The sequence below is a fragment of the Pseudomonas veronii genome, from assembly GCF_002028325.1.
Taxonomy (GTDB): domain Bacteria; phylum Pseudomonadota; class Gammaproteobacteria; order Pseudomonadales; family Pseudomonadaceae; genus Aquipseudomonas; species Aquipseudomonas veronii.
In genome coordinates this window covers 4,463,951-4,487,279 of sequence record NZ_CP018420.1, presented here as the reverse complement: position 1 = coordinate 4,487,279, position 23,329 = coordinate 4,463,951, and the positions used below count along the sequence as shown (strand labels likewise).

Sequence of the window (23,329 nt, the reverse complement as noted above, 5' to 3'; positions counted from 1 at the left end):
CTCCTAACCCCGACTTGAAATGCAACCAACTGTGGGAGGGGGCTTGCCCCCGATAGCGGTGGCTCAGTTATGCATGTATTGGCTGACCCACTGCCATCGGGAGCAATCCCCCTCCCACATTTTTGATCGGTGTACATCTGCTACCAAGGCATGCTTCAGGCTCGTTCGAAAGTAGCATTCGCACCCCCATCCCCCCATGCATTAATGCCATTACCGGAATCTTCCGGCACAACAAGAGGATCGCCCCATGTGGACTAAACCCGCGTTTACCGACCTGCGTATCGGCTTTGAAGTGACCATGTACTTCGCCAGCCGCTGATTCACCCCCGGCCAGCCTCGCGCTGGCCGGGGTCGTTTGGGGAATGACTCTTTGGTCTGATTGCATTCGCGCGCGGATGGGTTAGTGTGGAGCGCATCTCTCAAAAATAATAAAAACAGGCTTTCCAATGAGCCCAAATCTCAGCCTTCTGCGTAAGTTCGTTTCGCCTGAAATCATCTTTGGTGCCGGCTGCCGGCACAACGTCGGTAATTACGCCAAGACCTTCGGTGCGCGCAAAGTGCTGGTGGTCAGCGACCCCGGTGTGATCGCCGCCGGCTGGGTCGCCGACGTGGAAGCCAGCCTGCAGGCCATCGGCATCGATTACTGCCTGTACAGCGGCGTCTCACCCAACCCCCGCGTCGAAGAAGTCATGCTCGGTGCCGAGGTGTACCGCGACAACCATTGCGACGTGATCGTGGCCATCGGCGGCGGCAGCCCGATGGACTGCGGCAAGGCCATCGGCATCGTGGTCGCCCATGGGCGCAACATCCTCGAATTCGAAGGCGTGGACACCATTCGCGTGCCCAGCCCCCCGCTGATCCTGATCCCCACCACCGCCGGCACTTCGGCGGATGTCTCGCAGTTCGTGATCATTTCCAACCAGCAGGAGCGCATGAAGTTCTCCATTGTCAGCAAGGCGGTGGTGCCGGACGTGTCGCTGATCGACCCGGAAACCACGGCGAGCATGGACCCGTTCCTGTCCGCCTGCACCGGCATCGATGCGCTGGTGCATGCGATCGAGGCGTTCGTCTCCACCGGCCACGGCCCGCTGACCGACCCCCACGCGCTGGAAGCCATGCGCCTGATCAACGGCAACCTGGTGCAGATGATCGCCAACCCGGCGGACATCGCCCTGCGCGAGAAGATCATGCTCGGCAGCATGCAGGCGGGGCTGGCGTTCTCCAATGCGATCCTCGGCGCGGTGCATGCCATGTCCCACAGCCTCGGCGGCTTCCTCGACCTGCCTCACGGCCTGTGCAACGCGGTGCTGGTGGAGCATGTGGTGGCGTTCAACTACAACTCGGCGCCGGAGCGCTTCAAGGTGATTGCCGAGACGTTCGGCATCGACTGCCGCGGCCTGACTCATCCGCAGATCCGCGGGCGGCTGGTCGAGCATCTGATCGCGCTGAAGCGTGCCATCGGCTTCCACGAAACCCTCGGCCTGCACGGCGTGCGGGTGGCGGACATTCCGTTCCTGTCCCAGCACGCCATGCACGACCCGTGCATCCTCACCAATCCCCGCGAATCGAGCCAACGTGACGTCGAGGTCGTCTATGGCGAAGCTCTCTGACGACCAGCAGCGCGCCCTGGCCGGGCTGCTGGGGCTGGGCGACCAGTCGGCGCGCAAGAGCCACTACCCGGAACTCACGGCGCGCCTCGATGAGCTGGAGGCCGAGCGCAACCGCTACATCCGCCTCAACGATGAGCTGGAGCAGCGGGTGGCGGCGCGCACCGACGAACTGCTCGAAGCCAACCGCAACCTGCAACAGCAGGTCGCCCAGCGCGAACAGGTCGAACAGGAGCTGCGCGACGCCCGCGACGCCGCCGAGGCCGCCAACCGCAGCAAGGACAAGTACCTCGCCGCCGCCAGCCATGACCTGTTGCAGCCGCTCAACGCCGCACGGCTGCTGATCGCCACCCTGCGCGAACGGTCGTTGCCGAGTGTCGAACAGGTGCTGGTGGAGCGCACGCACCAGGCCCTGGAAGGTGCCGAGGATTTACTCACCGACTTGCTCGATATCTCGCGGCTCGACCAGGCAGCGGTCAAGCCGGACGTGGCGCTGTATCGCCTGGATGAGTTGTTTGCGCCGCTGGTCTCCGAATTCCAGTCCGTCGCCCTGGCCGCCGGACTGAATCTGCGCGCACACACCGGCCATTACGCGATCCGGACCGACCTGCGCCTGGTGACGCGGATTTTGCGTAATTTCCTCAGCAACGCCTGCCGCTACACCGACGACGGCTGCATCCTGCTCGGCGCCCGTCGCCGCGGCGATCACCTGCGCCTGGAAGTGTGGGACACCGGGCGCGGCATCCCGGCCGACCGGCTCGACGCGATCTTCCTCGAATTCAACCAACTGGACGTCGGCCGCGCCTCGGACCGCAAGGGCGTGGGCCTGGGGCTGGCGATTGTCGAGCGGATCGCTGAGATCCTCGGTTACCCGGTGGCGGTGCGCTCGTGGCCGGGACGCGGGTCGATGTTCAGCCTCGAAGTGCCGATCAGCGAAGAAATGCCGTTGGCCATCAGCCAACTGCCCACGCAACCGACCACCGGCAACCCGCTGCCGGGGCGGCGTTTGCTGGTGCTGGACAACGAAGTCAGCATCCTCGAAAGCATGAGCGCGCTGCTCGGGCAGTGGGGCTGCGAGGTGGTCACGGCCACCGACCAGGCCGGCGCGTTGCTGGCATTGCAGGGCAGGGCGCCGGAACTGATCCTGGCGGACTATCACCTGGACCACGGCGTGGTGGGCTGTGAGGTGGTCAAGTACCTGCGCGAGCATTTTGCCCAGACGATTCCCGCGGTGATCATCAGCGCCGACCGCACCGACCAGTGCCGGCGCATCCTGCGGCGGCTGGACGCACCGTTGTTGAACAAACCGGTCAAGCCCGGGAAGTTGCGGGCGGTGTTGAGTCAGTTATTGGCCTAGAGGTTTGATACCTGTCAACACCGCGTGCGGCATTTTGCGCCATGCTCCCAGCCTGATTTGACGCCGACGGAGATTCCCCCATGAGCGCCCCCGCAACAACCGCTGCATCATTCAAGTTGCCCTTGGGCCTGGTCGTCGCTGTACTGGTGATGGTCGGGGTGCTGCTGTTACCGCTGCCCGCGGATTTGCCGGTGGCCGGGCATCGCATGCTGGCGATCCTCGCGTTTGCGGTGGTGGTGTGGATCAGCGAGGCGGTGTCCTATGAGGCCAGCGCGATCATGATCACCTCGCTCATGGCGTTCTTGCTCGGCACCGCGCCGTCGCTGCAAGACCCCGCGCACCTGATCGGCTCCAGCCCGGCCATCGGCATGGCGCTGACCGGCTTCTCCAACCCGGCGCTGGCCCTGGTGGCGGGTGCGTTGTTCATCGCCGCCGCCATGACCCACACCGGCCTGGACCGGCGCATCGCCTTGGTCACGCTGACCCGAGTCGGCACCAGCACCCGCGGCATTCTGCTGGGGGCGATCGCGGTGACTATCCTCCTGAGCCTCGTCGTACCCAGCGCCACCGCGCGCAGTGCCTGCGTGGTGCCGATCATGATGGGCGTGGTGGCGGCGTTTGGCGTCGATAAACGCTCCAACATCGCCGCCGGCCTGATGATCGTGGTGGCCCAGGGCACCAGCATCTGGAACGTCGGCATCCAGACCGCCGCCGCGCAGAACCTGCTGACCGTCGGGTTCATGGACAAGATGCTCGGCCAGCGCGTGTCGTGGATCGACTGGCTGATCGCCGGCGCGCCATGGGCGCTGATCATGTCGGCGGTGTTGCTGTTCCTGGTGATCAAACTGCTGCCGCCGGAAAGCGACAGCATCCCTGGCGGCAAAGAAGCCGTGGCCCAGTCGCTGGTGGACATCGGCCCGATGACCGGCCCGCAAAAACGCCTGCTTGCCGTGTCGGTGCTGTTGCTGTTGGCGTGGGCTACCGAAGGGCGCCTGCACAATTTCGACACCACCTCGACCACCTATGCCGGGCTGGTGTTCCTGCTGTTGCCGGGGATCGGCGTGATGACCTGGAAGGATGTGCAGTCGCGGATTCCGTGGGGCACGGTGATTGTGTTTGGCGTCGGCATCAGCCTCGGCACGGCGTTGCTGACCACCCAGGCCGGGCAGTGGCTGGGTTCGCAAGTGGTGGCGCACACCGGGCTGGACCAGGTCGGGCCGTTGGGTGTGTTTGCCATCCTCGGGGCGTTTTTGATCTTGATCCACTTGGGGTTTGCCAGTGCGACGGCGTTGACCTCGGCGTTGTTGCCGATCCTGATTGCGGTGTTGCAGACCTTGCCGGGGGAGTTCAACCGGTTGGGGATGACCATGCTGTTGGGGTTTGTGGTGAGCTACGGGTTTATCCTGCCGATCAATGCGCCGCAGAACATGGTGTGCCTGGGGACCGGGACATTCACGGCGCGGCAGTTTGCCAAGGTGGGGGTGTTGGTGACGCTGATGGGTTACTTGTTGATGTTGGTGTTTGCGGCGACCTACTGGAGCTGGCTTGGCTGGATCTGATAGGGCGTGTCATGGGGTCGCCAATGCAAAGGAGATCCAATGTGGGAGGGGGCTTGCCCCCGATGGCGGTCTCTGGGCTGACCAGCTTTTTGGGTTGGGTTGAGTACATATCCATTGTTGCGGTCACGGCTGCTATGGGTTCCGCCCTTACGGCGGGTCACTTTGGAAAAAAGCCCCAAAGTAACCAACGCCAAAGCGAGGCGGCCTTATAGCCGACCTGATCCTGGAAACCGAACCGAGTCAAAAATGTGGGAGGGGGCTTGCCCCCGATAGCGGTGGGTCAGTCATGCATGTAGTGGCTGACGCACCGCTATCGGGGGCAAGCCCCCTCCCACAGTTGGAATGTATTTCAGGGTGAAATTGAGTTGGGTCTGCTGGTTTTGCTCCAGCAGTTTCAGGCCCGGCCTGCCCGGCAAGTGATGGGCATTCACCGGATGGCTCACCGGCTCGATGCAGAAGAACCCCAGCCCCGGCGGGCAGTACAGCAGGAAGTAATCGGCGCCGGTGGCCTGGCATTCCAGGGTGTGACCCAGCTCCGGCTGTTCGATCCGGCAATGCCCGTCCCACTGGCAAAACCCGTTGTCGACCAACGCTTGAGGCAATCCCTTGAGCTGTTGGAAATCCCAATCGGCGTGTACGGGTGCCAGCGCCGTCGGCAGCTTGGACGCATCACTCATCCATACCTGCCCAGCCTTGGCCTGCAACCGCGTACCCGCCCGGCGCGGGAAGTAAGGATGCAAGCCCAAACCGTGCCACGCGGCGGCTTCGGCCAGATGCGTCACGCTCAGCCCGATACTCAACACGCCGTTGCTCAACCCAAACCGCTGCTCGGCGCGATAGGCGAACGGCGTGGCGCATTCCAGCGCAAGCAGCACTTCATCCGCCGACTGGCTGACCACGCGCCACGCCTGTTGCCAGGCCGAACCGTGAATCGGCAGCGGATCGGTCGCGCTGTTGGGCGTGAGTGCCAGCCAGCCGGCGGGCGTGTCGAAACCGCCGTTGGCAATGCGATTGGACCACGGCGCGAGGGGATAGCAGGCCAGTTTGCCGGGCAGGCCGGTGTCCAGCGCCGCTTGATCGCTAGGCCGCAGCAGGGGCTGGCCGCTGGCGCGCACGCGCCAGTTGACGATGCTGCCGCCGACGGCCGGGGCGAGGGTGAGGTGGGTCAGGTGATCTTCCAGTTCAATCAGCATCACAGCACCAGCCCTGGCAGCCACAGCGATAACGCCGGAATGTAAGTCACCGCGATCAGCACCAAAAACAGCACGCCATAGAACGGCAGCAGCGCCTTCACGGTGTTCTCGATACTCACCTTGCCCACCGCCGCCCCCACGAACAGCACCGCGCCGACCGGTGGCGTGATCAGGCCGATGCCGAGGTTGACCAGCATGATCATGCCGAAGTGAACCGGGTCGACGCCGATGCCGAGCACCACCGGCAGCAGGATTGGCGTGAGGATCAAAATCAGCGGCGCCATGTCCATCACCGTGCCGAGCAACAGCAGCATGACGTTGATGCACATCAGGATCACGTAGCGGTTGTCCGACAGGGTCAGGAACAGCGTGGTGATCTTCGCCGGGATCTGCATCAGGGTCATGATGTAGCCGAAGCTGGCCGCGAAGGCGATCAGGATCATCACGATGGAAATGGTGCGTACCGTGCGGTGCATCAGCTTGGGCAGCTCGTTCCATTTGTAGTCGCGGTAGATGAACATGGTCACGAAGAATGCCCACAGCACCGCGATCGCGGCGGACTCGGTGGCGGTGAAGATGCCCGACAGGATGCCGCCGAGGATGATCACCATGGCCATCAGGCCCCACAGTGCGTCGGCGCAGATTTTCAGCGCTTGCTTGAGCGGGATGACTTCGCCCTTGGGGTAGTCGCGCTTCTTCGCGAAGATCAGGCACAGCACCATCAGGCACGCGCTCATCAGCAGGCCCGGGACCACGCCGGCCATGAACAGCGAGGCGATCGACACCGTGCCGCCCGCCGCCAGGGAGTAGAGCACCGAGTTGTGGCTGGGCGGGGTCAACAGTGCTTGCACCGAACCGCTGATGGTCACCGCCGTGGCGAACTCCCGGGGGTAGCCACGGCGCTCCATTTCCGGGATCAGCACCGAGCCGACCGAGGCGGTGTCGGCCACCGAGGAGCCGGAGATCGCACCGAAAAACGTCGAGGCCATGATGTTCACCAGGGACAAGCCGCCGCGCACAAAACCCACCAGCACCCCGGCGAACGCCACCAGCCGCCGCGACATGCCGCCCTCGGCCATGATCGCGCCGGCCAGCACGAAGAACGGAATCGCCATCAGCGAAAATTTGTTCACCCCGCCAGCGATCTGAATCATCAGGGCCTGGTACGGAATGTCGATCCACCACGCGCCGATCAACGCCGACAGACCCAGGGCATAGGCCACTGGCATGCCGATCAGGATCAAGCCGACAAAGCTGCCCAACAGAATCAATGCGTCCATATCAGGCAGCCCCTTCGCTTTCTTCAACCAGATCGAAGCGCACGACCCGTCGGTTGCTCTGGTCACCGAGCACGAGTTTTTCCACCACGAAGACCAGGGTCAGCAACCCGCCGATCGGGATCGGCATGTAGGTGATGCCCACGCGCAGAGTGGGGATGGCGCTCATGAACTGGTTCCAGGTGGACAGGCACAGCTTGCTGCCCCAAATGGTCATGAACAGGCAGATGGTGCCCATCAGCAGTTGCGAGAGGATGCCGACGACCTGGCGTTGGCGCGCAGGCAGGCGGTCGGTGATCATCGCCACCGACATATGCGCCCCGGCGCGGTAGCTGGCGGCGGCGCCGATAAAGGTGAACACCAGCATCAGCAGGATGGCGGTGGGCTCCGGCCAGCTGGAGCCGGTGCCGAGGATGTAGCGGGCGAAGATGCCCCAGGGGATGATCAGCGCGACCCCGAGGACCGAGAGGCCGGCGACCCAGATGCAGGTCATGTAGAGGCGGTCGTTGATGCGCAGCACTAGATTCTTCATGGCGTTCACCGTGACCGGGCGCGTCGATGCCGACCGCGCCGGGCCTTATGCGAGAGGCAGGGCGGGTTATTGAACGGCGTCGATGCGCGCGATGATGTCGGCGTAAGGCGCGCCGTACTTGGCGCGAACCGCGGCGGTGGCGTCGTAGAAGGGCTGTTTGTCGACGCGGATGAACTCCACGCCGGCCGCCTTGAGCTTTTCCTCGCTGCTGGCGGATTTTTTATCCCACAGCGCACGCTCATCGGCCTGGGCGGCCTTGGCGGCGTTTTTCACCATGAGCTGTTGCGCGGGAGTGAGCTTGTTCCAGGTGATTTTCGACATCACGATCGGCTCGGGCAGGATCAGGTGCTCGGTGAGGGTGTAGTACTTGGCGTTCTGAAAGTGGTTGTGTTCTAGCATGGTGGGTGGGTTGTTCTCGGCACCGTCGATCACCCCGGTCTGCAAGGCACTGAAGATCTCGCCGGTGTCCATGGCGATACCGTTGGCACCCATGGCGTTGAAGGCATCGATGAACAGCGGGTTGCCCTGCACGCGAATCTTCATGCCCTTGAGGTCTTCGATCTTGCGCACCGGTTTTTTGCTGTAGAGGTTGCGCGTGCCGCCGTCCATCCAGGCCAGGGCGACTAGGCCGAATTCGGAGTCGGTGATCTTGGCGAGGATTTCATCGCCGATCTCGCCGTCGATGACTTTGCGCATATGCGCCTGGTCGCGGAACACGAATGGCAGGTTGAACACGTTCACGTCCGGCACCACCGGGCCGACGATGCCGAGGCTGACCCGGGTCATCTGGATCGCGCCGACCTGGGCTTGTTCGACGACTTCTTTTTCCGAACCCAGGACGCCCCCGGGGAAGTACTTGAAGGTCAGTTCGCCGTTGCTTTCTTGGGTGAGGGCCTTGCCCATGTTCTCTTCGGCCACGACGGTGGGGTAGCCGGCGGGGTGGATGTCGGCGAATTTGATTTCCAGCGCGTGGGCGGCGCTGCTGAGGGTGAAGATTGCGGCGGCGAGCAAGGTGCGTTTGAAGTCCATGGGCGGTCACTCCTGTCTTGTTATTGTTGTATTCAAGGCACAGCGATGCAGCTAGAGGGCGAAGCGGGGTTCGGGCAGTCCTGTCGTGCCGGGGTTGAGGGCGAATACGCCGCCGGACAGCGACTGCTCGCTCTGGTCGTCACGGATCGAGGTGACGAACAGGGTGTCCAGGCGACTGCCGCCAAAGGCGCACATGCTGGGTTTTTTCACCGGCACGCGCAGGGAGCGGTCCAGGCGACCGTCGGGGGTGAAGCGGTGGATCAGGCCGGCGTCGTTGGCGCAGATCCAGTAGCCGCCGTCGACATCCACGGCCGCGCCGTCAGGGCGGCCTTGGTGTAGCTGCATGTCGACAAACACGCGGCGGTTGGACGGTGTGCCGGTGTCGGTGTCGTAGTCGAAAGCCCAGATCTGTTGCACCAGCGGGTGCGAGTCCGAGACATACATCGTGCGGCCATCGGGGCTGAAGGCCAGGCCATTGAGGGTGATAAAGCCGTCCAACTGCGCATGCGGCGCGGCGCCCGACGCGTAACGGTAGAGGATGCCTGCGGGCGCATTTGCGCTCATGTCCCGCACCATGCTGCCGGCCCAGAACCGGCCCTGGCGATCGCAGCGCCCATCGTTCAGGCGCATGTCCGCGCGCGGGTGCGCGACCTCGGCCAGGGGCGTGGTGTCGAGGCTGCCGTCGTTGTGCGCGGTGAGCTGGAAAAAGCCGCTTTCCATCCCGGCGACCCAGTTGCCCGCATCGGTGCGGGCAATGCAGGCGAGCATCTGCGGGGCTTTCCACGCGTCGATATGGCCGGTGGCGGCGCTCCAGCGTTGCAGGCCGCCGTTGGGAATATCCACCCAGTACAGGGCGTTTTCTTCGGGCACCCACACCGGGCATTCGCCTACGGCGTTGCGGGCGTCGACAATCAATTCAGCGGTCATGGCAACTCACTCCCTTGGGTTAGTGTGACGTCAGTCACCGAACGGCCCGGCGGCGCAGAACGCACCGCCCTGGTAGACCTTGGCCGGGTCGTCGGCGGCCAGCGGCGGCTGGCGCTCGACCTGGGCGCGGAAAACTTCGGAGCTGTCTTTGGGGGTGAAGCCCAGGTGTGCGGCGTAGCGGTTGTCCCACCAGGTGTCGAGGTTGGCCGACATGCCGTAGACCACGGTGTGGCCGACGTTCGGCGTGTACAGCGCGCGTTCGAGCAGTTGGGTCAGGTCATCGAAGCTCAGCCAGGTGTGCATCATCCGGCGGTTCTGCGGTTCGGGGAACGACGAGCCGATGCGGATGCTCACGGTCTCGATGCCGTAGCGGTCGAAGTAGAAGCTGGCCATGTCTTCGCCGTAGGACTTGGACAGCCCGTAGTAACTGTCCGGGCGACGCGGCGAGTGGGCGTCGAGGTGCTCGCCCTGTTGATAGAAGCCGATCACATGGTTGGAGCTGGCGAAAATCACGCGCTTGACGCCATGGCGGCGGGCGGCTTCGTAGATGTGAAAAATCCCGCAGATATTGGCGCCGAGGACTTCTTCGAACGAGCGCTCCACGGATACGCCACCGAAATGCAGGATGGCGTCGACGCCTTCGACCAGGTGGTGTACCGCGTGTTTGTCGGACAGGTCGCAGGGCTGCACTTCTTCATTGGCGCTGGCGGGGGCCATGTCGGCGATATCCGACAGGCGCAGCACCTGGGCATACGGCCGCAGGCGTTCGCGCAGCACTTTGCCGAGGCCGCCGGCGGCACCGGTGAGGAGGAGGCGGTTGAAGGGCGCTGGGGTAGTGGTGGTCATCTGGATTCCAGTTTTTGTTGTAGGTTGTCGTATGACTATGCCGAAGTATTGTTAGAGAGTCCCCGCTTGTCAATGTGGGAGGGGGCTTGCCCCCGATGGCTGTGGGTCAGTCACAGAGACATTGCCTGATACACCGTCATCGGGAGCAAGCCCCCTCCCACAATGGATGTGCCCGGGTTTTAGATCTTTAAAGCAACGAAATCGGGTAGCTGACGAAGACCCGGTTCTCATCGAACTCGTTATTGCTGAAGTCCCGGCGCATGGTCGAATTGCGCCAGCGCACGTTGAGGTTCTTCAGAACACCGCTCTGCACCGTGTAGGCCAGTTCCGATTCGCGGCCCCATTCCTTGCCATCGGTGATCGTGCCGGTGTGGACGTTACTGCCGCTGATGTAGCGGTTCATCAGGGTCAGGCCCGGAACGCCGAGCGCCGCGAAGTTGAAGTCGTGGCGCAGTTGCCAGGATTTCTCCTTGGCGTTGTCGTAGCTGGCGTTGTAGCTGTCGTTGGCCAGGGTGCCGCCGCTGGTGCCGTTGACCCGCATCCATGCGCTGTCGCCGCTGAGTTTCTGCAGGCCGACGTAGAAGGTGTTAGCGCCGTATTTGGCCGAGAGCAGGGCGAACGCGGTTTTGTTGTCGAGGTCGCCGGCCAGGGCGCTGCCGTCTTCCTTGCCGTTGAAGAAGCCGAGGTTGGCGCCCAGGGTCCAGTCGCCCAGCGGCTGGCTGTGGGTCAGGTTGAGGTACTGCTGTTGGTAGATGTCGGTCAGTTCGGCGTACCACAGGCCGACCTGGGTGCGCTTGTCGTTGAAGGTGTATTCGGCGCCGCCGAAGTTGAAGCGGTCTGAGGTGAAGGCGGCTTTGCCGTTCATGAACATGTCTTCCATGCTCGCATCGTTGCGCGGGCTGTTGCCGCGAAACTGCCCGCCGTAGAGGGTCAGGCCGGCGATTTCATTGGAGGTGACCTGGCCGCCCTGGAAGGTTTGCGGCAGGGAACGGCCATCGTCGGAACGCAAAATCGGCAGCACGGGCATCCATTCGCCGACTTTCAGTTCGGTCTTCGACAGCTTGGTTTTCAGCGCCACGCCCAGGCGCCCGAAGTTGTCGGCGGGGCGACCGTCGTCGTGAACCGGCAGCAACTGGGTGCCAGCGGTACCTTTGCCGCCGTCGAGCTTTTGCGAGTACAGGCCCAGCACATCAATCCCGAAGCCCACGGTGCCCTGGGTGTAGCCGGATTTGGCGTCGAGGATGAAGTTCTGCGTCCACTCTTGGGCCTTGGCCTGGGGGTTGGACGGGTTGGTGAAATTGCGGTTGAAGTAGGCGTTGCGTAAGTTGAGCGTAGCCTTGGCGTCGTCGACAAACCCTTCGGCCTGGGCGATGAGGGGCAGGGTGAAAGCCAGGCTGCCGAGGCCGATAAGGCCGAGACGCGAGGAGGAATTGCGGGCGGATGGACGCACAGTGACGCTCCCTTGGGTTTGTTGTTTTTATTATTTGTCATACGTCGTCGTACAACATTGGGGCGATATTTGCGGGGTTTTTGTGGCTTGTCAATCAGAAGTTATACGATGACTACGCTTCACTGAGCAGAAGTGGTCGTGGTCCAGTGGGGAAGCTGACTATGGATTCAGCCGGCCATCGCCATCGGGGGCAGCGTGCCGAGGAGGGAGACGGCGGCTACCGCTGAAATACCTAGTAACCATTCAGCCGTCACACTGGCCTTCAAGGTCTCCAGTCGTTGTTCGCAGCGCTCGATACGCAAGCGGTTCAGCAGCGCCAGGGCCAACATGCCCAGCACCAGCATCGCCTTGATCAGCAGAATCAGGGCGAAACCGTTGAACAGCGGGGTGGGCCACAGTTGCCCGGTCAATACACGCACGTTGATCAAGCCGGTGACCAGCAAGCCGGCGACCAGGCCATAACCCGCGCCGCTGAAACGCCGCAGAATCGGCTCCAGCCCATGACGCTGCGGTTGGCGCAGGATCAATACCAGCAACAGCAGACCGCCAAGCCAGGCGCCCACGCACGCCAGGTGGACGACCTGATTGAGGATCAGCAACTGGCCGCTGAGCCCGTTGAGCATGGCGCCGTGACCGACCGGGGCCAGGGTCGCCAGCAGCAGGCCGATCAAGGGCAGGCGCAACGCCGACCAGGGTTTGATCAAGGCGATCAACAGCAGCACGTTGAGCAGCAGATGCCAGAGCCACACTTGGCCGAAAAAGGTCTTGCCCAGCACCAATTGCACAGTGGCCGGTTGCAGTGCGGCGTCCCAACTGCCGGCCATGCTGACCGTGATCAGCAGCAACCAGGCCACGCCGGAGCCGAGCCCGAGCCAGGCCAGTGCTCGGCTGATACGCAGCACTTGCCGGTCCAGCGCCGGCTGCGGTGCATTGCCCATCAGCCAGGGCCTGAATACACAGGCCCCGAACATCAACAAGACGACGATGAAATGCAGGAAACGGCACAGCACCAGCAGCGTCGCCATAGGTTATTGGCCGACCTTGAAGCTGTATTCGCCGTTGCTCTTGTGGGTGTCGACCGAGACCGCGTTCCACACCACTTTGTAGGTACCGGCTGCGAGGGGCGCAGCGGGCGTCACCACCAGGGTTTTCTTGTCGGCATCCGGCGTTGCCAGGCCCTTGATTGCGATTTCGGTGCCGTCCTTGCTCAGGGAAACCTTGGAAAAGGTCGCCTCCACGCCTTCGCTGAAGGTCAGGCGCACATCGTTCGGTGCCGCGACGCTGCTGTCTGCCGCAGGCGTCGCGCTCTTGAGGTGAGCATGGGCAAACGCCGCCGAAGCGCCCAGCAGCGAGGCCAGCAGAGCGACGGTGGTCAGGGTTTTCTTGATCAACATTGAGCAATACCAATCAAAGGATAGGACGGGCAGTGTACGAAGTTTCGGCTCCTCCTGTCGCCCCGATCTAGAGCGGGTGGTAGTCTTTCCGTTATGTCTTTGTCGGGGAGCCCTTATGGGCAAGCACAAGATCGGAATTCGTCGGGTCAACGTCGAAAAAATCCTGCTGGCGGCGGAAAAAATCTTCGCCGAGAAGGGCTATGGCAGCACCGCCATGGCCGATATTGCCGCCGAAGTGCAACTGCCGCGTTCCAACCTGCATTACTACTTCACCACCAAGAGCGAGCTGTACAGCGCGGTGCTGTTCGATCTGTTGGAAGTGTGGAAGCAGGATGCCCTGAGCTTCGAAACCTTCGATGACCCGCGAGTGGTGCTCAGCAGCTACATCCGCGCCAAGATGCAACGCTCGCGCACGCGGCCGTATGGGTCGAAAGTCTGGGCCAACGAAATCATCCACGGCGCGCCGACGCTCGGTGAGGCGCTGGATGAAAGCCTGTACGACTGGGCCAAGATGAAGGAAGCGAAGATTCGCCAATGGGTGGAAGACAAACGCATCCTGCCGGTCGAGCCGGCGAGCTTGCTGTATATGATCTGGGCCTCGACCCAGCACTACGCCGACTTTGATCATCAGGTGAAGATTCTGAACGATCACCAGCCGTTGTCGGATATGCAGTTCGAGAGGGCGATTCAGACGGTGACCAGTGTGATTTTGCGCGGGATTGGGTTGGAGCCTTGAGGCTTGAGGCTTGTGGTGAGGCTGAGGGCCTCATCGGGGGCAAGCCCCCTCCCACATTGACTGCATTTGTCTGAAAGAATGCGGTCAACTGTTTGAGCCTTGAGTTTTGTGGTGAGGCTGAGGGCCTCATCGGGGGCAAGCCCCCTCCCACATTGACTGCATTTTGTCTGAAAGAATGCGGTCAACTGTTGGAGTCTTGAGTTTTGTGGTGAGGCTTAGGGCCTCATCGGGGGCAAGCCCCCTCCCACATTGACTGCATTTGTCTGAAAGAATGCGGTCAACTGTTTGAGCCTTGAGTTTTGTGGTGAGGCTGAGGGCCTCATCGGGGGCAAGCCCCCTCCCACATTGACTGCATTTGTCTGAAAGAATGCGGTCAACTGTTTGAGCCTTGAGGCTTGTGGTGAGGCTGAGGGCCTCATCGGGGGCAAGCCTCCTCCCACATTGACTGCATTTGTCTGAAAGAATGCGGTCAACTGTTTGAGCCTTGAGTTTTGTGGTGAGGCTGAGGGCCTCATCGGGGGCGAGCCCCCTCCCACAATGAACTGCATTTTGTCTGAAAGAATGCGGTCAACTGTGGGAGGGGGCTTGCCCCCGATAGCGCTCTACAGGATTACACCGCTTCCCGGTACGGATTACGCGGATCCTGGGTCCAGTTCAAGAACGGCTTGCCGGTGTCCACCGGCACCATCTCGATGCAATCGGCCACCGGGCAGGTGATCTGGCACAGGTTGCAGCCCACGCATTCGTCATCGATCACTTCGTACTTATGCGTGCCGTCCGCCTGTTTCAAACTGGCGATGGCCTGGTGCGACGTATCTTCGCAGGCAATGTGGCAACGCCCGCAGCCGATGCAGGCGGCCTGATCGATCTTGGCGATCACCTGGTAGTTGATATCCAGGTACTTCCAGTCCGTAGTATTGCCCACGGCGCGCCCGGAAAAATCCTGCAGACTGGTGTAGCCCTGACTGTCCATCCAGCGCGACAGGCCGTCCTTCATTTCTTCGACGATGCGAAAGCCATGCAGCATCGCCGCCGTACACACCTGCACGGCACCGCAGCCGAGGGCGACGAATTCCGCCGCATCGCGCCAGTTGCCGATGCCGCCAATGCCGCAGATCGGCAAGCCGTGGGTCTGCGGGTCGCGGGCGATTTCGGCGACCATGTTCAGCGCGATCGGCTTGACCGCCGAACCGCAGTAACCGCCGTGGGTGCTCTGGGTGCCGACCGTCGGCAGGGCGACCATGCGCTCCAGGTCCACGCTGGTGATGGAGTTGATGGTGTTGATCAGCGACACCGCGTCCGCACCGCCGCGATACGCCGCACGCGCCGCCACCCGGATGTCGGTGATATTCGGCGTGAGCTTGACGATCACCGGCAGCGAACAGTACGTCTTGCACCAGCGCGTCACTTGCTCCACATACTCCGGTACCTGGCCGACCGCCGCGCCCATGCCGCGCTCGGGCATGCCATGGGGGCAGCCGAAGTTCAGCTCGATGCCGTCGCAGCCGGTGGCTTGCACCAGCGGCAGGATGTTTTTCCAGGACTCTTCGACGCACGGCACCATCAGCGACACGATCAGCGCGCGGTCCGGCCAGTCCTTTTTGACCTGGGTGATTTCGCGCAGGTTGATCTCCAAAGAGCGGTCGGTGATCAGCTCGATGTTGTTGAGGCCCAGCACTTCGCGGTTGGCGCCGTAATGCGCCGAGTAACGCGACGACACGTTGACCGCCGCCGGGTCTTCCCCGAGGGTTTTCCAGACCACGCCGCCCCAGCCTGCTTCAAAGGCGCGGACCACGTTGTAGGCTTTGTCGGTGGGTGGCGCGGAGGCCAGCCAGAACGGGTTGGGGGCTTTGATACCGGCGAAGACAATCGAGAGATCGGCCATTACGCAGCCTCCACGTTGAGCATGAGTTGGGCGTGCATGGCTTCTGCCGCCAGCTTGCCGTGTTGCACCGCCTGTACGGTGAGGTCCTGGCCGAGGCTGATGCAGTCGCCGCCGGCATACACGCCGGGGATGCTGGTGCGCAGTTGCTCGTCGACGAAGATGCGTTCGCCGACTCGCTGCAGTTGCTGGGCCAGCGGGTCGTGCAGTGCGGCGTTGTCGAAACCTTGGCCGATGGCCTTGAAGATCGCATCGGCGGCCAGTTCGAAGGTTTCGCCGGTGGGTTGCAGGCGCCCGTTGTCCAGGTGCGTGCGGGCGAAACGCATGCCGCGCACATGGCCTTGCTCGTCCAGCAGCACTTCCTCCGGCTGGGCCCAGGTCAGCAGGCGAACCTGATTGGCCTTGGCGATGTCCTGCTCATGGCTGGTGGCGCCCATGTCCGCCAGGCCCCGGCGGTACACCAGGTTGACGTCGCGGGCGCCGAGGCGGGCCATTTGCACGGCCATGTCGATGGCGGTGTTGCCGGCACCGAGCACGATGCAGCGGTCGGCCAGGGGCAGTTGGCTCAGGTCGTCGGCCTGGCGCAGTTCGCGGATGTAGTCGGTGGCGGCGAGCAGGCCGGGGGCGTCCTCATGGGGCAGGCCGAGTTGCTTGCTGGCGGCCAGGCCGAGGCCGAGGAACACCGCATCGAAGTGCTGGTGCAGTTCGCTCAACGACAGGTTGTCGCCCAGGCGCTGGCCGTGACGGATCTCGATGCCGCCGATCTGCAGCAGGAACTCCAGCTCCTTCTGCGCGAAGTCATCCACCAGTTTGTACTTGGCGATCCCGTATTCATTCAGGCCGCCGGCTTTTTCCCGGGCTTCGAAGATCACCACATCGTGGCCGTGCAACGCGGCGCGATGGGCGCAGGCCAGGCCGGCCGGTCCGGCGCCGACCACGGCGATGCGCTTGCCGGTGGTGGCGGCGCGCTGGAACGGGTGTTCGCTGAAGTGCGCGTTGTCGATGGCGTAGCGTTGCAACAGGCCGATCAGCACCGGCGCGCATTCTTCGCCGTGGTTACGCACGCAGGCTTGCTGGCACAGGATCTCGGTGGGGCAGACCCGGGCACAGCTGCCGCCGAGGATATTGGCCGAGAGAATCTTCTGCGCGGCGCCTTGCACGTTGTCGGTGTGGAGGTTGCGGATGAACGACGGGATGTCGATTTCGCTGGGGCACGCATTCACGCACGGCGCGTCGTAGCAATACAGGCAGCGCGAGGCTTCCAGTTGCGCCTGGCGGGCGTTGAGGGGCGGCGCCAGGTCGGTGAAATGACTGGCGAGGGTGGCCCCGTCTTCATGGGGATGGGGGAGGTGGGTCAGGGTCTGGATCACGGTGTGGGCCTCACGGTTTTTTTTCGGATTGCCTCTGGCGGGCATTTTTGTTGCCTGGGTTGGCCTCATCGGGGGCAAGCCCCCTCCCACAGTGATCGCATTGTGTCTGAAAGCATGCGGTCAATTGTGGGAGGGGGCTTGCCCCCGATAGCGGTCTCAGCGGTTCACAGCAACCGGCTTGGAACGCTCAGCCCGCTTGCTCAACTGCTCGAACACCGACGGATACGCCGGCCGTTCCACATACCGCCCGGCACCGCGTTCGGCGCGCAGGTCGCCGTCGGCCCAGACCAGCTTGCCCTGGCTGATGGTGTGGCTCGGCACGCCGCGCACGGTCTTGCCTTCGAAGATGTTGAAGTCGACGTTCTGGTGGTGGGTCTTGGCGGAAATCGTGCGCGTGCCCTCGGGGTCCCACAGCACCAGGTCGGCATCGGCACCGACGCGGATTGCGCCTTTGCGCGGGTAGAGGTTGAAGATCTTCGCGGTGTTGGTGGAGGTCAGCGCGACGAACGCCTGCATCGACAGGCGCCCGGTGTTGACCCCTTCATCCCACAACAGCGCCATGCGGTCTTCGATACCGGCGGTGCCGTTGGGGATCTTGCTGAAATCGTCACGCCCGGCGGCTTTCTGCTCGGCGCAGAAGCAGCAGTGGTCGGTGGCGGTGGTGTGCAGGTTGCCGGATTGCAGGCCATGCCACAGCGCCTCTTGATGCCCGCGCGGGCGGAACGGCGGGCTCATCACGTAGCCGGCGGCGGTCTGCCAGTCGGGGTGGCGGTAGACGCTGTCGTCCAGCAGCAAATGCCCGGCGAGCACTTCGCCGTACACCGCCTGGCCCTTGCCGCGCGCATAGGTGATTTCATCCAGCGCCTCTTTGGTCGAGACGTGTACCAGGTACAACGGCGTGCCGATGGTCTCGGCGATACGGATTGCGCGGCTGGCCGCTTCGCCCTCGACCTGGGACGGACGCGACAGCGGGTGCGCTTCCGGCCCGGTGATGCCCTGGGCCATCAGTTTGCGTTGCAGGTGATACACCAACTCGCCGTTTTCCGCATGCACGGTGGGTACCGCGCCCAGCTCCAGGCAGCGTTCGAAGCTGGCCACCAAGGTGTCGTCGGCCGCCATGATCGCGTTCTTGTAGGCCATGAAATGCTTGAAGCTGTTGACGCCGTGATGGCTGACCAGCTCGGCCATTTCCTCGCGCACTTGCTCGCTCCACCAGGTGATCGCCACGTGAAAGCCATAGTCGGCCGCCGACTTCTGCGCCCAGCCGCGCCATTGGTGAAAGGCTTCGAGCAAGGATTGCTGTGGGTTGGGAATCACAAAGTCGATGATCGAGGTGGTGCCCCCCGCCAGACCCGCCGCCGTGCCGCTGAAAAAATCCTCACTGGCCACGGTGCCCATGAAGGGCAGTTGCATATGGGTGTGCGGGTCGATGCCGCCGGGCATCAAGTATTGGCCGCTGCCATCGAGTACTTCGGTGTCAGCGGGAATATCCAGGCCCGTGCCAATTGCGCGAATCAGACCGTCTGCGCATAAAACATCGGCGCGGTAACTTTCGTCGTGGGTAATGATGGTGGCGCCACGGATCAACAGCGACATGTCGAGTTCCTCACAGGCTTGACCGGCTGGTGCCAGTTCTAAGTGTTGTAGTTGTTTTCAGCACAGGCTTGGTAAAAACCTGTCATCGGTGACAGGAATAGAAACTAGCCGGTGTTTTTAGAATGAGCAAGAAGATTTTTACTACGCTTAGTTGTGTTTTAACTGATTGAAATATAAGGATAAAAAATCAAAATCACCAAAATGTGGCGACTGATCACCATTTTGACGCACTTGACAGGTTCCAAATATGAACAACATTTCTTATTGCAAATCAGGCGCTTGAGACATGCCGCTTGACGGCGGCGGTAAATAAAAATAATTGTGTTGCACCAGATTGAGTCCTGAACGTTCGGACAACTTGCGCGTTATCCAGCCTGCGTCACGCGGCAAGTACCGAAGGACTCATCGGCGTTTGAAATAAAGCTGATAAACATCAGCGAGTTATATATGCGGTGCAGGGTCAGGGCGGGTTGTCGGCACGTTTATTGAGTGCAGTGGCGGCTGGCCGGACCCTTGATGTCATGTTGTTTACGAGGTACTCCGGCCACCTGCACCGACCTTGCAGGTGAGCAACAATAATTCGAAAAAACCGTGGAGCGGCCATGCAACAGAACAGATCGCAAGTTATTGAACGCAACGGCCTGTACGAACTCGACGCCGGCCCCGACGTCCTCGACAGCCCTCGCTACAACCACGACATGGCACCGACCAAGGTGCATGAACGCACGTGGAACAAGTGGCACATCACCGCGCTGTGGGTCGGCATGTCGATCTGCGTGCCCACCTACACGCTGGGCGGGGTGCTTACCGCGTACTTCGGTTTGTCGGTGGGCGAGGCGCTGATGGCGATCCTCCTGGCCAATATCGTGGTGCTGATCCCGCTGACCCTCAACGCCTTCCCCGGTACCAAGTACGGCATTCCGTTCCCGGTGTTGCTGCGTTCGTCGTTCGGCATCCTCGGTTCCAACGTGCCGTGCCTGATCCGAGCGCTGGTGGCGTGCGGCTGGTTCGGCATCCAGACCATGTTCGGCGGGCTGGCGATTCACCTGTTCCTGGGCTCGATTTTCGAGGGGTGGAAGGCCTTGGGCGGCACCGGTGAGGTGATCGGCTTCATGATCTTCTGGACCCTCAACCTGTGGGTGGTGCTGCGCGGCGCCGAGTCGATCAAGCGCCTGGAAACCCTGTCGGCGCCGCTGCTGGTGGCGGTGGGCATTGGCCTGCTGGTGTGGGCGATGCCGAACGTGTCCCTCAGCGAGTTGATGGCGATCCCGCCCAAACGCCCCGAAGGTGCAAGCCTGACCGGTTACTTCATGGCCGGCCTGACCGCGATGGTGGGGTTCTGGGCCACCTTGTCGCTGAATATTCCCGACTTCAGCCGCTACGCCAAGAGCCAGAAGGACCAGATCCTCGGGCAGATTTTCGGCCTGCCGCTGACCATGTTCCTGTTCGCCGCCCTCGGTGTGATCATGACCGCCGCGTCGGTGAAACTGGTGGGCGTCAGCGTGTCCGACCCGGTGACGCTGATCGGGCATATCCAGAGCCCGGTGTGGGTCGCCGTGGCCATGGCATTGATCATCGTCGCCACCTTGTCCACCAACACGGCGGCGAACATCGTGTCGCCCACCAACGACTTCCAGAACATCGCGCCCAAGCTGATCAACCGCACTTCGGCAGTGATTCTCACCGGCCTGGTGGGGTTGGTGTTGATGGGCCACGAGCTGCTGAAGAAGCTCGGGCTGATCGTTTCCGATGTGAGCCTGGAGACGGTGTATTCCAACTGGTTGCTCGGCTATTCCAGCCTGCTGGGGCCGATCGCCGGGATCATGGTGGTGGACTACTTCATCACGCGCAAACAGCGCCTGGACCTCGCCGGTTTGTACCGTGACGACGTGTACCCGGCGTGGAACTGGAGCGGGTTTGTCGCGTTTGGCGTGCCGGTGGTGCTGACCTTGCTGTCATTGGGCAGCGACGTGTTCAGCTGGTTCTACAGCTATGGCTGGTTTACCGGTTCGGCGTTGGGCGGCGTGTTGTATTACGGGCTGAATGCCAGGCGTGGACTGACGCCGATGCCGGCCAAATCCCTGCTGTAACGCGATGGCATGCAGTCAAACAGGTGGTCATTCCACCACTGCATGGGTGACTGACCCACTGCAATCGGGAGCAAGCCCCCTCCCACCTTTGAACTGCATTCCATTCATAACATGTAGCCTGAGGAGATCCCCATGAACGCTGCGCTGGACGTTCTGCAATCGACCCATCAGCACATCAACCGCGACCGTTTGTGGCAGTCGTTGATGGAGCTGGCCAAGCTCGGCGCCACCGCCAAGGGCGGCGTGTGCCGCCTGGCCCTCACTGACCTCGACCGCCAGGCCCGCGACCTGTTCGTGCAATGGTGCGAAGAGGCCGGGTGCAGCGTGACCGTCGACGGTATCGGCAACATCTTCGCCCGTCGCCCCGGGCGTAACCCCGACCTGCCGCCAGTGATGACGGGCAGCCATATCGACACCCAGCCCACCGGTGGCAAGTTCGATGGCTGCTTCGGCGTGCTGGCCGGTGTGGAAGTGTTGCGCACCCTCAACGACCTCAAGGTGCAAACCGAGGCGCCGCTGGAAGTGGTGGTGTGGACCAACGAAGAGGGCTCGCGCTTCCCGCCGTGCATGATGGGCTCGGGGGTGTTTGCCGAGAAATTCAGCCTGGCCGACACCCTCGCCAAGGTCGATGCGCAGGGTATCAGCGTCGGCGCGGCACTGAATGCGATCGGCTATGCGGGGACGCGGCCGGAGAGTGGGCACAAAGTCGGCGCCTATTTCGAGGCACATATCGAACAGGGGCCGATTCTTGAGGATGAAAAGAAAACCATCGGCGTAGTGCTCGGTGCCCTCGGGCAAAAGTGGTTCGACTTGACCCTGCGCGGCGTTGAAGCCCACGCGGGGCCGACGCCGATGCACCTGCGCAAGGACGCCCTGGTCGGCGCGGCCGCCGTGGTCGCGGCGGTGAATGCGGCGGCATTGGGGCATCAGCCGCATGCGTGTGGCACTGTCGGTTGTTTGCAGGCTTATCCGGGCTCACGCAACGTCATCCCGGGTGAAGTGCGTATGACCCTGGACTTCCGCCACCTGGAACCGGCGCGTTTGGATTCGATGATCGCCCAGGTACGCCAGGTGATCGACGAGACCTGCGCCAAGCATGGGTTGAGTTTTGAAATGACACCCACCGCCGACTTCCCGCCGCTGTATTTCGACAAGGGTTGCGTCGATGCAGTGCGCGATGCGGCGAATGGGTTGGGGTTGTCGAACATGGACATCGTCAGCGGGGCAGGGCACGACGCGATCTTCGTCGCCGAACTCGGCCCGGCGGGGATGATCTTCGTGCCATGCGAAGGCGGCATCAGCCACAACGAAATCGAAAACGCCGCGCCGGATGACCTGGCGGCGGGGTGTGCGGTGTTGTTGCGGGCGATGGTGGCCGCCTCGGCCGCCATTGCCAGCGGCAAACGCGCGGCCTGAAACGCGGTAAAACCTGTGGGAGGGGGCTTGCTCGCGATGGCGGTGGGTCAGTTACAGATAAGCTGGCTGAACCACTGCTATCGGGAGCAAGCCCCCTCCCACATGGGTTTTGCGGTGTTCATATATTGTGTGTCTGGCACAGGATCAGTGTGGGAGGGAGCTTGCTCCCGATAGCAGTGGTTCAGCCGATACACATGTGATTGACCCACCGCCATCGCGAGCAAGCCCCCTCCCACATGGGTTTTGCGGTGTTCATACATTGTGTGTCTGGCGCGGGATCAGTGTGGGAGGGAGCTTGCTCCCGATAGCAGTGGTTCAGCCGATACACATGTGATTGACCCACCGCCATCGCGAGCAAGCCCCCCCCTCCCACAGTTGAACTGTGTCTATACCCAAATGGCATCCCACAACGGGTAGTCGCCAATCCGGCTAACCAATCCCGCCCGCAATGGATTGGCCACCACATACCTGGCCATTTTCACCAGGTCGTCTTCCTTGCGCAGTGCCCGGTCATGGAAACTTTCCTGCCAAAGCCGCCCCTTGCGTCCGCTCGCACCGTTGACGCTCCGTGTGCTTTTGGACTTCACCTGGCGCATCAGGTCAGCCAGCGAGCCTTTTTTCAGTTCGAGCAGCCAATGGAAATGGTCCGGCATGATCACCCATGCCAGGGAGTTCGCCAGCCCCTGATACTGGGCTGACCGAAACTGCCAGACCACCAAGCGACCGAGATGGAAACTCTTGAATATCGGGATGCGTTCGTGGGTGTTGGTGGTGATGAGGTAGATACGGTTGGGTTCGCTGAATCGGCCGATACGCAGGCGGTGTGAAGCGGGTAAGTCGGGCATTCCCTGGCCTCTCTCTGGGTGTGTTTTGAGAGGCTAGATGGGTGAACTGCAGGTTGAAGGGCAGGCTTTTGGCAGGATGTGTCTGTGCGAACGCTATCGGGGGCAAGCCCCCTCCCACATGGGCTCTGCGGTGTTCATACATTGTGTGTCTGGCGCCGGACCAGTGTGGGATGGGCTTGAATCCTCCCACATGGGATCTGCGGTGTTCATACATTGTGTGTCT

20 protein-coding genes are annotated in these 23,329 nt (G+C 62.4%); 7 read left to right on the top strand and 13 right to left on the bottom strand.

What is annotated here, in order from left to right:
- The first annotated feature begins 247 nt into the window (after positions 1-247).
- The 4 genes from pqqA to PverR02_RS20245 all read left to right on the top strand — a co-directional run bounded on the left by pqqA (position 248) and on the right by PverR02_RS20245 (position 4,523).
- Complete coding sequence (gene pqqA / locus PverR02_RS20260; RefSeq protein WP_010209364.1) at positions 248-319, top strand: pyrroloquinoline quinone precursor peptide PqqA; 72 nt, start codon at positions 248-250, stop codon at positions 317-319.
- A 127-nt stretch (positions 320-446) separates the two neighbouring features.
- Positions 447-1,610 carry an alcohol dehydrogenase-like regulatory protein ErcA gene (gene ercA, locus PverR02_RS20255; protein WP_017847475.1) on the top strand — a complete coding sequence of 388 codons (1,164 nt, stop codon included), beginning with the start codon at positions 447-449 and terminating at the stop codon, positions 1,608-1,610.
- A complete protein-coding gene (locus tag PverR02_RS20250; protein WP_017847474.1) occupies positions 1,594-2,964 on the top strand; it encodes an ATP-binding response regulator in 1,371 nt (456 codons plus the stop codon). Before ercA ends, PverR02_RS20250 begins: the two co-directional genes overlap by 17 nt.
- Positions 2,965-3,044: 80 nt before the next feature.
- Positions 3,045-4,523 carry a DASS family sodium-coupled anion symporter gene (locus PverR02_RS20245; protein WP_079444249.1) on the top strand — a complete coding sequence of 493 codons (1,479 nt, stop codon included), beginning with the start codon at positions 3,045-3,047 and terminating at the stop codon, positions 4,521-4,523.
- A gap of 284 nt (positions 4,524-4,807) precedes the next feature.
- Here PverR02_RS20245 and PverR02_RS20240 read toward each other — a convergent pair whose 3' ends face one another.
- From PverR02_RS20240 to copC, 9 genes are all read right to left on the bottom strand, one after another.
- Entirely contained in the window at positions 4,808-5,716 is a 909-nt protein-coding gene (locus PverR02_RS20240; protein WP_079444248.1) for an aldose 1-epimerase, read from the bottom strand.
- A complete protein-coding gene (locus PverR02_RS20235; protein ID WP_046382820.1) occupies positions 5,716-6,996 on the bottom strand; it encodes a TRAP transporter large permease in 1,281 nt (426 codons plus the stop codon). The genes PverR02_RS20240 and PverR02_RS20235 overlap by 1 nt, the downstream gene beginning before the upstream one ends.
- A gap of 1 nt (position 6,997) precedes the next feature.
- Positions 6,998-7,525: a TRAP transporter small permease gene (locus PverR02_RS20230; RefSeq protein ID WP_057004482.1), complete on the bottom strand. Its 528-nt coding sequence runs from the start codon at positions 7,523-7,525 to the stop codon at positions 6,998-7,000.
- 66 nt (positions 7,526-7,591) lie between these two features.
- Positions 7,592-8,554 (bottom strand): TRAP transporter substrate-binding protein, encoded by a 963-nt coding sequence (locus tag PverR02_RS20225; RefSeq protein WP_079444247.1) that lies wholly within the window; start codon positions 8,552-8,554, stop codon positions 7,592-7,594.
- A gap of 51 nt (positions 8,555-8,605) precedes the next feature.
- Positions 8,606-9,481, bottom strand: a complete 876-nt coding sequence (locus tag PverR02_RS20220) for an SMP-30/gluconolactonase/LRE family protein (RefSeq protein WP_079444246.1) — start codon at positions 9,479-9,481, stop codon at positions 8,606-8,608.
- A gap of 30 nt (positions 9,482-9,511) precedes the next feature.
- Entirely contained in the window at positions 9,512-10,327 is an 816-nt protein-coding gene (locus PverR02_RS20215; RefSeq protein ID WP_079444245.1) for an NAD-dependent epimerase/dehydratase family protein, read from the bottom strand.
- A 187-nt stretch (positions 10,328-10,514) separates the two neighbouring features.
- Positions 10,515-11,777 (bottom strand): OprD family porin, encoded by a 1,263-nt coding sequence (locus PverR02_RS20210; RefSeq protein ID WP_046382825.1) that lies wholly within the window; start codon positions 11,775-11,777, stop codon positions 10,515-10,517.
- 167 nt (positions 11,778-11,944) lie between these two features.
- The gene (copD, locus tag PverR02_RS20205; RefSeq protein WP_046382826.1) at positions 11,945-12,802 is read right to left on the bottom strand and encodes a copper homeostasis membrane protein CopD; all 858 of its coding nucleotides are present in this window, start codon (positions 12,800-12,802) and stop codon (positions 11,945-11,947) included.
- A gap of 3 nt (positions 12,803-12,805) precedes the next feature.
- Positions 12,806-13,171: a copper homeostasis periplasmic binding protein CopC gene (copC, locus tag PverR02_RS20200; protein WP_017847464.1), complete on the bottom strand. Its 366-nt coding sequence runs from the start codon at positions 13,169-13,171 to the stop codon at positions 12,806-12,808.
- Between the two features lie 115 nt (positions 13,172-13,286).
- Here copC and PverR02_RS20195 point away from each other — a divergent pair, with 115 nt between their 5' ends.
- The gene (locus tag PverR02_RS20195) at positions 13,287-13,907 is read left to right on the top strand and encodes a TetR/AcrR family transcriptional regulator (protein ID WP_017847463.1); all 621 of its coding nucleotides are present in this window, start codon (positions 13,287-13,289) and stop codon (positions 13,905-13,907) included.
- A gap of 610 nt (positions 13,908-14,517) precedes the next feature.
- Here the strand turns inward: PverR02_RS20195 and preA are convergent.
- The 3 genes from preA to hydA form a co-directional block, all read right to left on the bottom strand.
- Positions 14,518-15,792, bottom strand: coding sequence for an NAD-dependent dihydropyrimidine dehydrogenase subunit PreA (gene preA / locus PverR02_RS20190; protein ID WP_079444244.1), 1,275 nt, complete (start codon positions 15,790-15,792; stop codon positions 14,518-14,520).
- Positions 15,792-17,159: an NAD(P)-dependent oxidoreductase gene (locus tag PverR02_RS20185; protein WP_057004478.1), complete on the bottom strand. Its 1,368-nt coding sequence runs from the start codon at positions 17,157-17,159 to the stop codon at positions 15,792-15,794. The genes preA and PverR02_RS20185 overlap by 1 nt, the downstream gene beginning before the upstream one ends.
- Before the next feature lie 156 nt (positions 17,160-17,315).
- Positions 17,316-18,755, bottom strand: coding sequence for a dihydropyrimidinase (gene hydA / locus PverR02_RS20180; RefSeq protein WP_079444243.1), 1,440 nt, complete (start codon positions 18,753-18,755; stop codon positions 17,316-17,318).
- A gap of 602 nt (positions 18,756-19,357) precedes the next feature.
- On the opposite strand from hydA, the gene PverR02_RS20175 reads away from it, so the two are divergent.
- Together PverR02_RS20175 and PverR02_RS20170 are read left to right on the top strand one after the other, a co-directional pair.
- Positions 19,358-20,845 (top strand): NCS1 family nucleobase:cation symporter-1, encoded by a 1,488-nt coding sequence (locus tag PverR02_RS20175; RefSeq protein WP_046485631.1) that lies wholly within the window; start codon positions 19,358-19,360, stop codon positions 20,843-20,845.
- A 132-nt stretch (positions 20,846-20,977) separates the two neighbouring features.
- Positions 20,978-22,261 (top strand): Zn-dependent hydrolase, encoded by a 1,284-nt coding sequence (locus PverR02_RS20170; protein ID WP_046382831.1) that lies wholly within the window; start codon positions 20,978-20,980, stop codon positions 22,259-22,261.
- Between the two features lie 386 nt (positions 22,262-22,647).
- Here PverR02_RS20170 and PverR02_RS20165 read toward each other — a convergent pair whose 3' ends face one another.
- The gene (locus tag PverR02_RS20165; protein ID WP_079444242.1) at positions 22,648-23,106 is read right to left on the bottom strand and encodes an REP-associated tyrosine transposase; all 459 of its coding nucleotides are present in this window, start codon (positions 23,104-23,106) and stop codon (positions 22,648-22,650) included.
- Positions 23,107-23,329 lie beyond the last annotated feature (223 nt).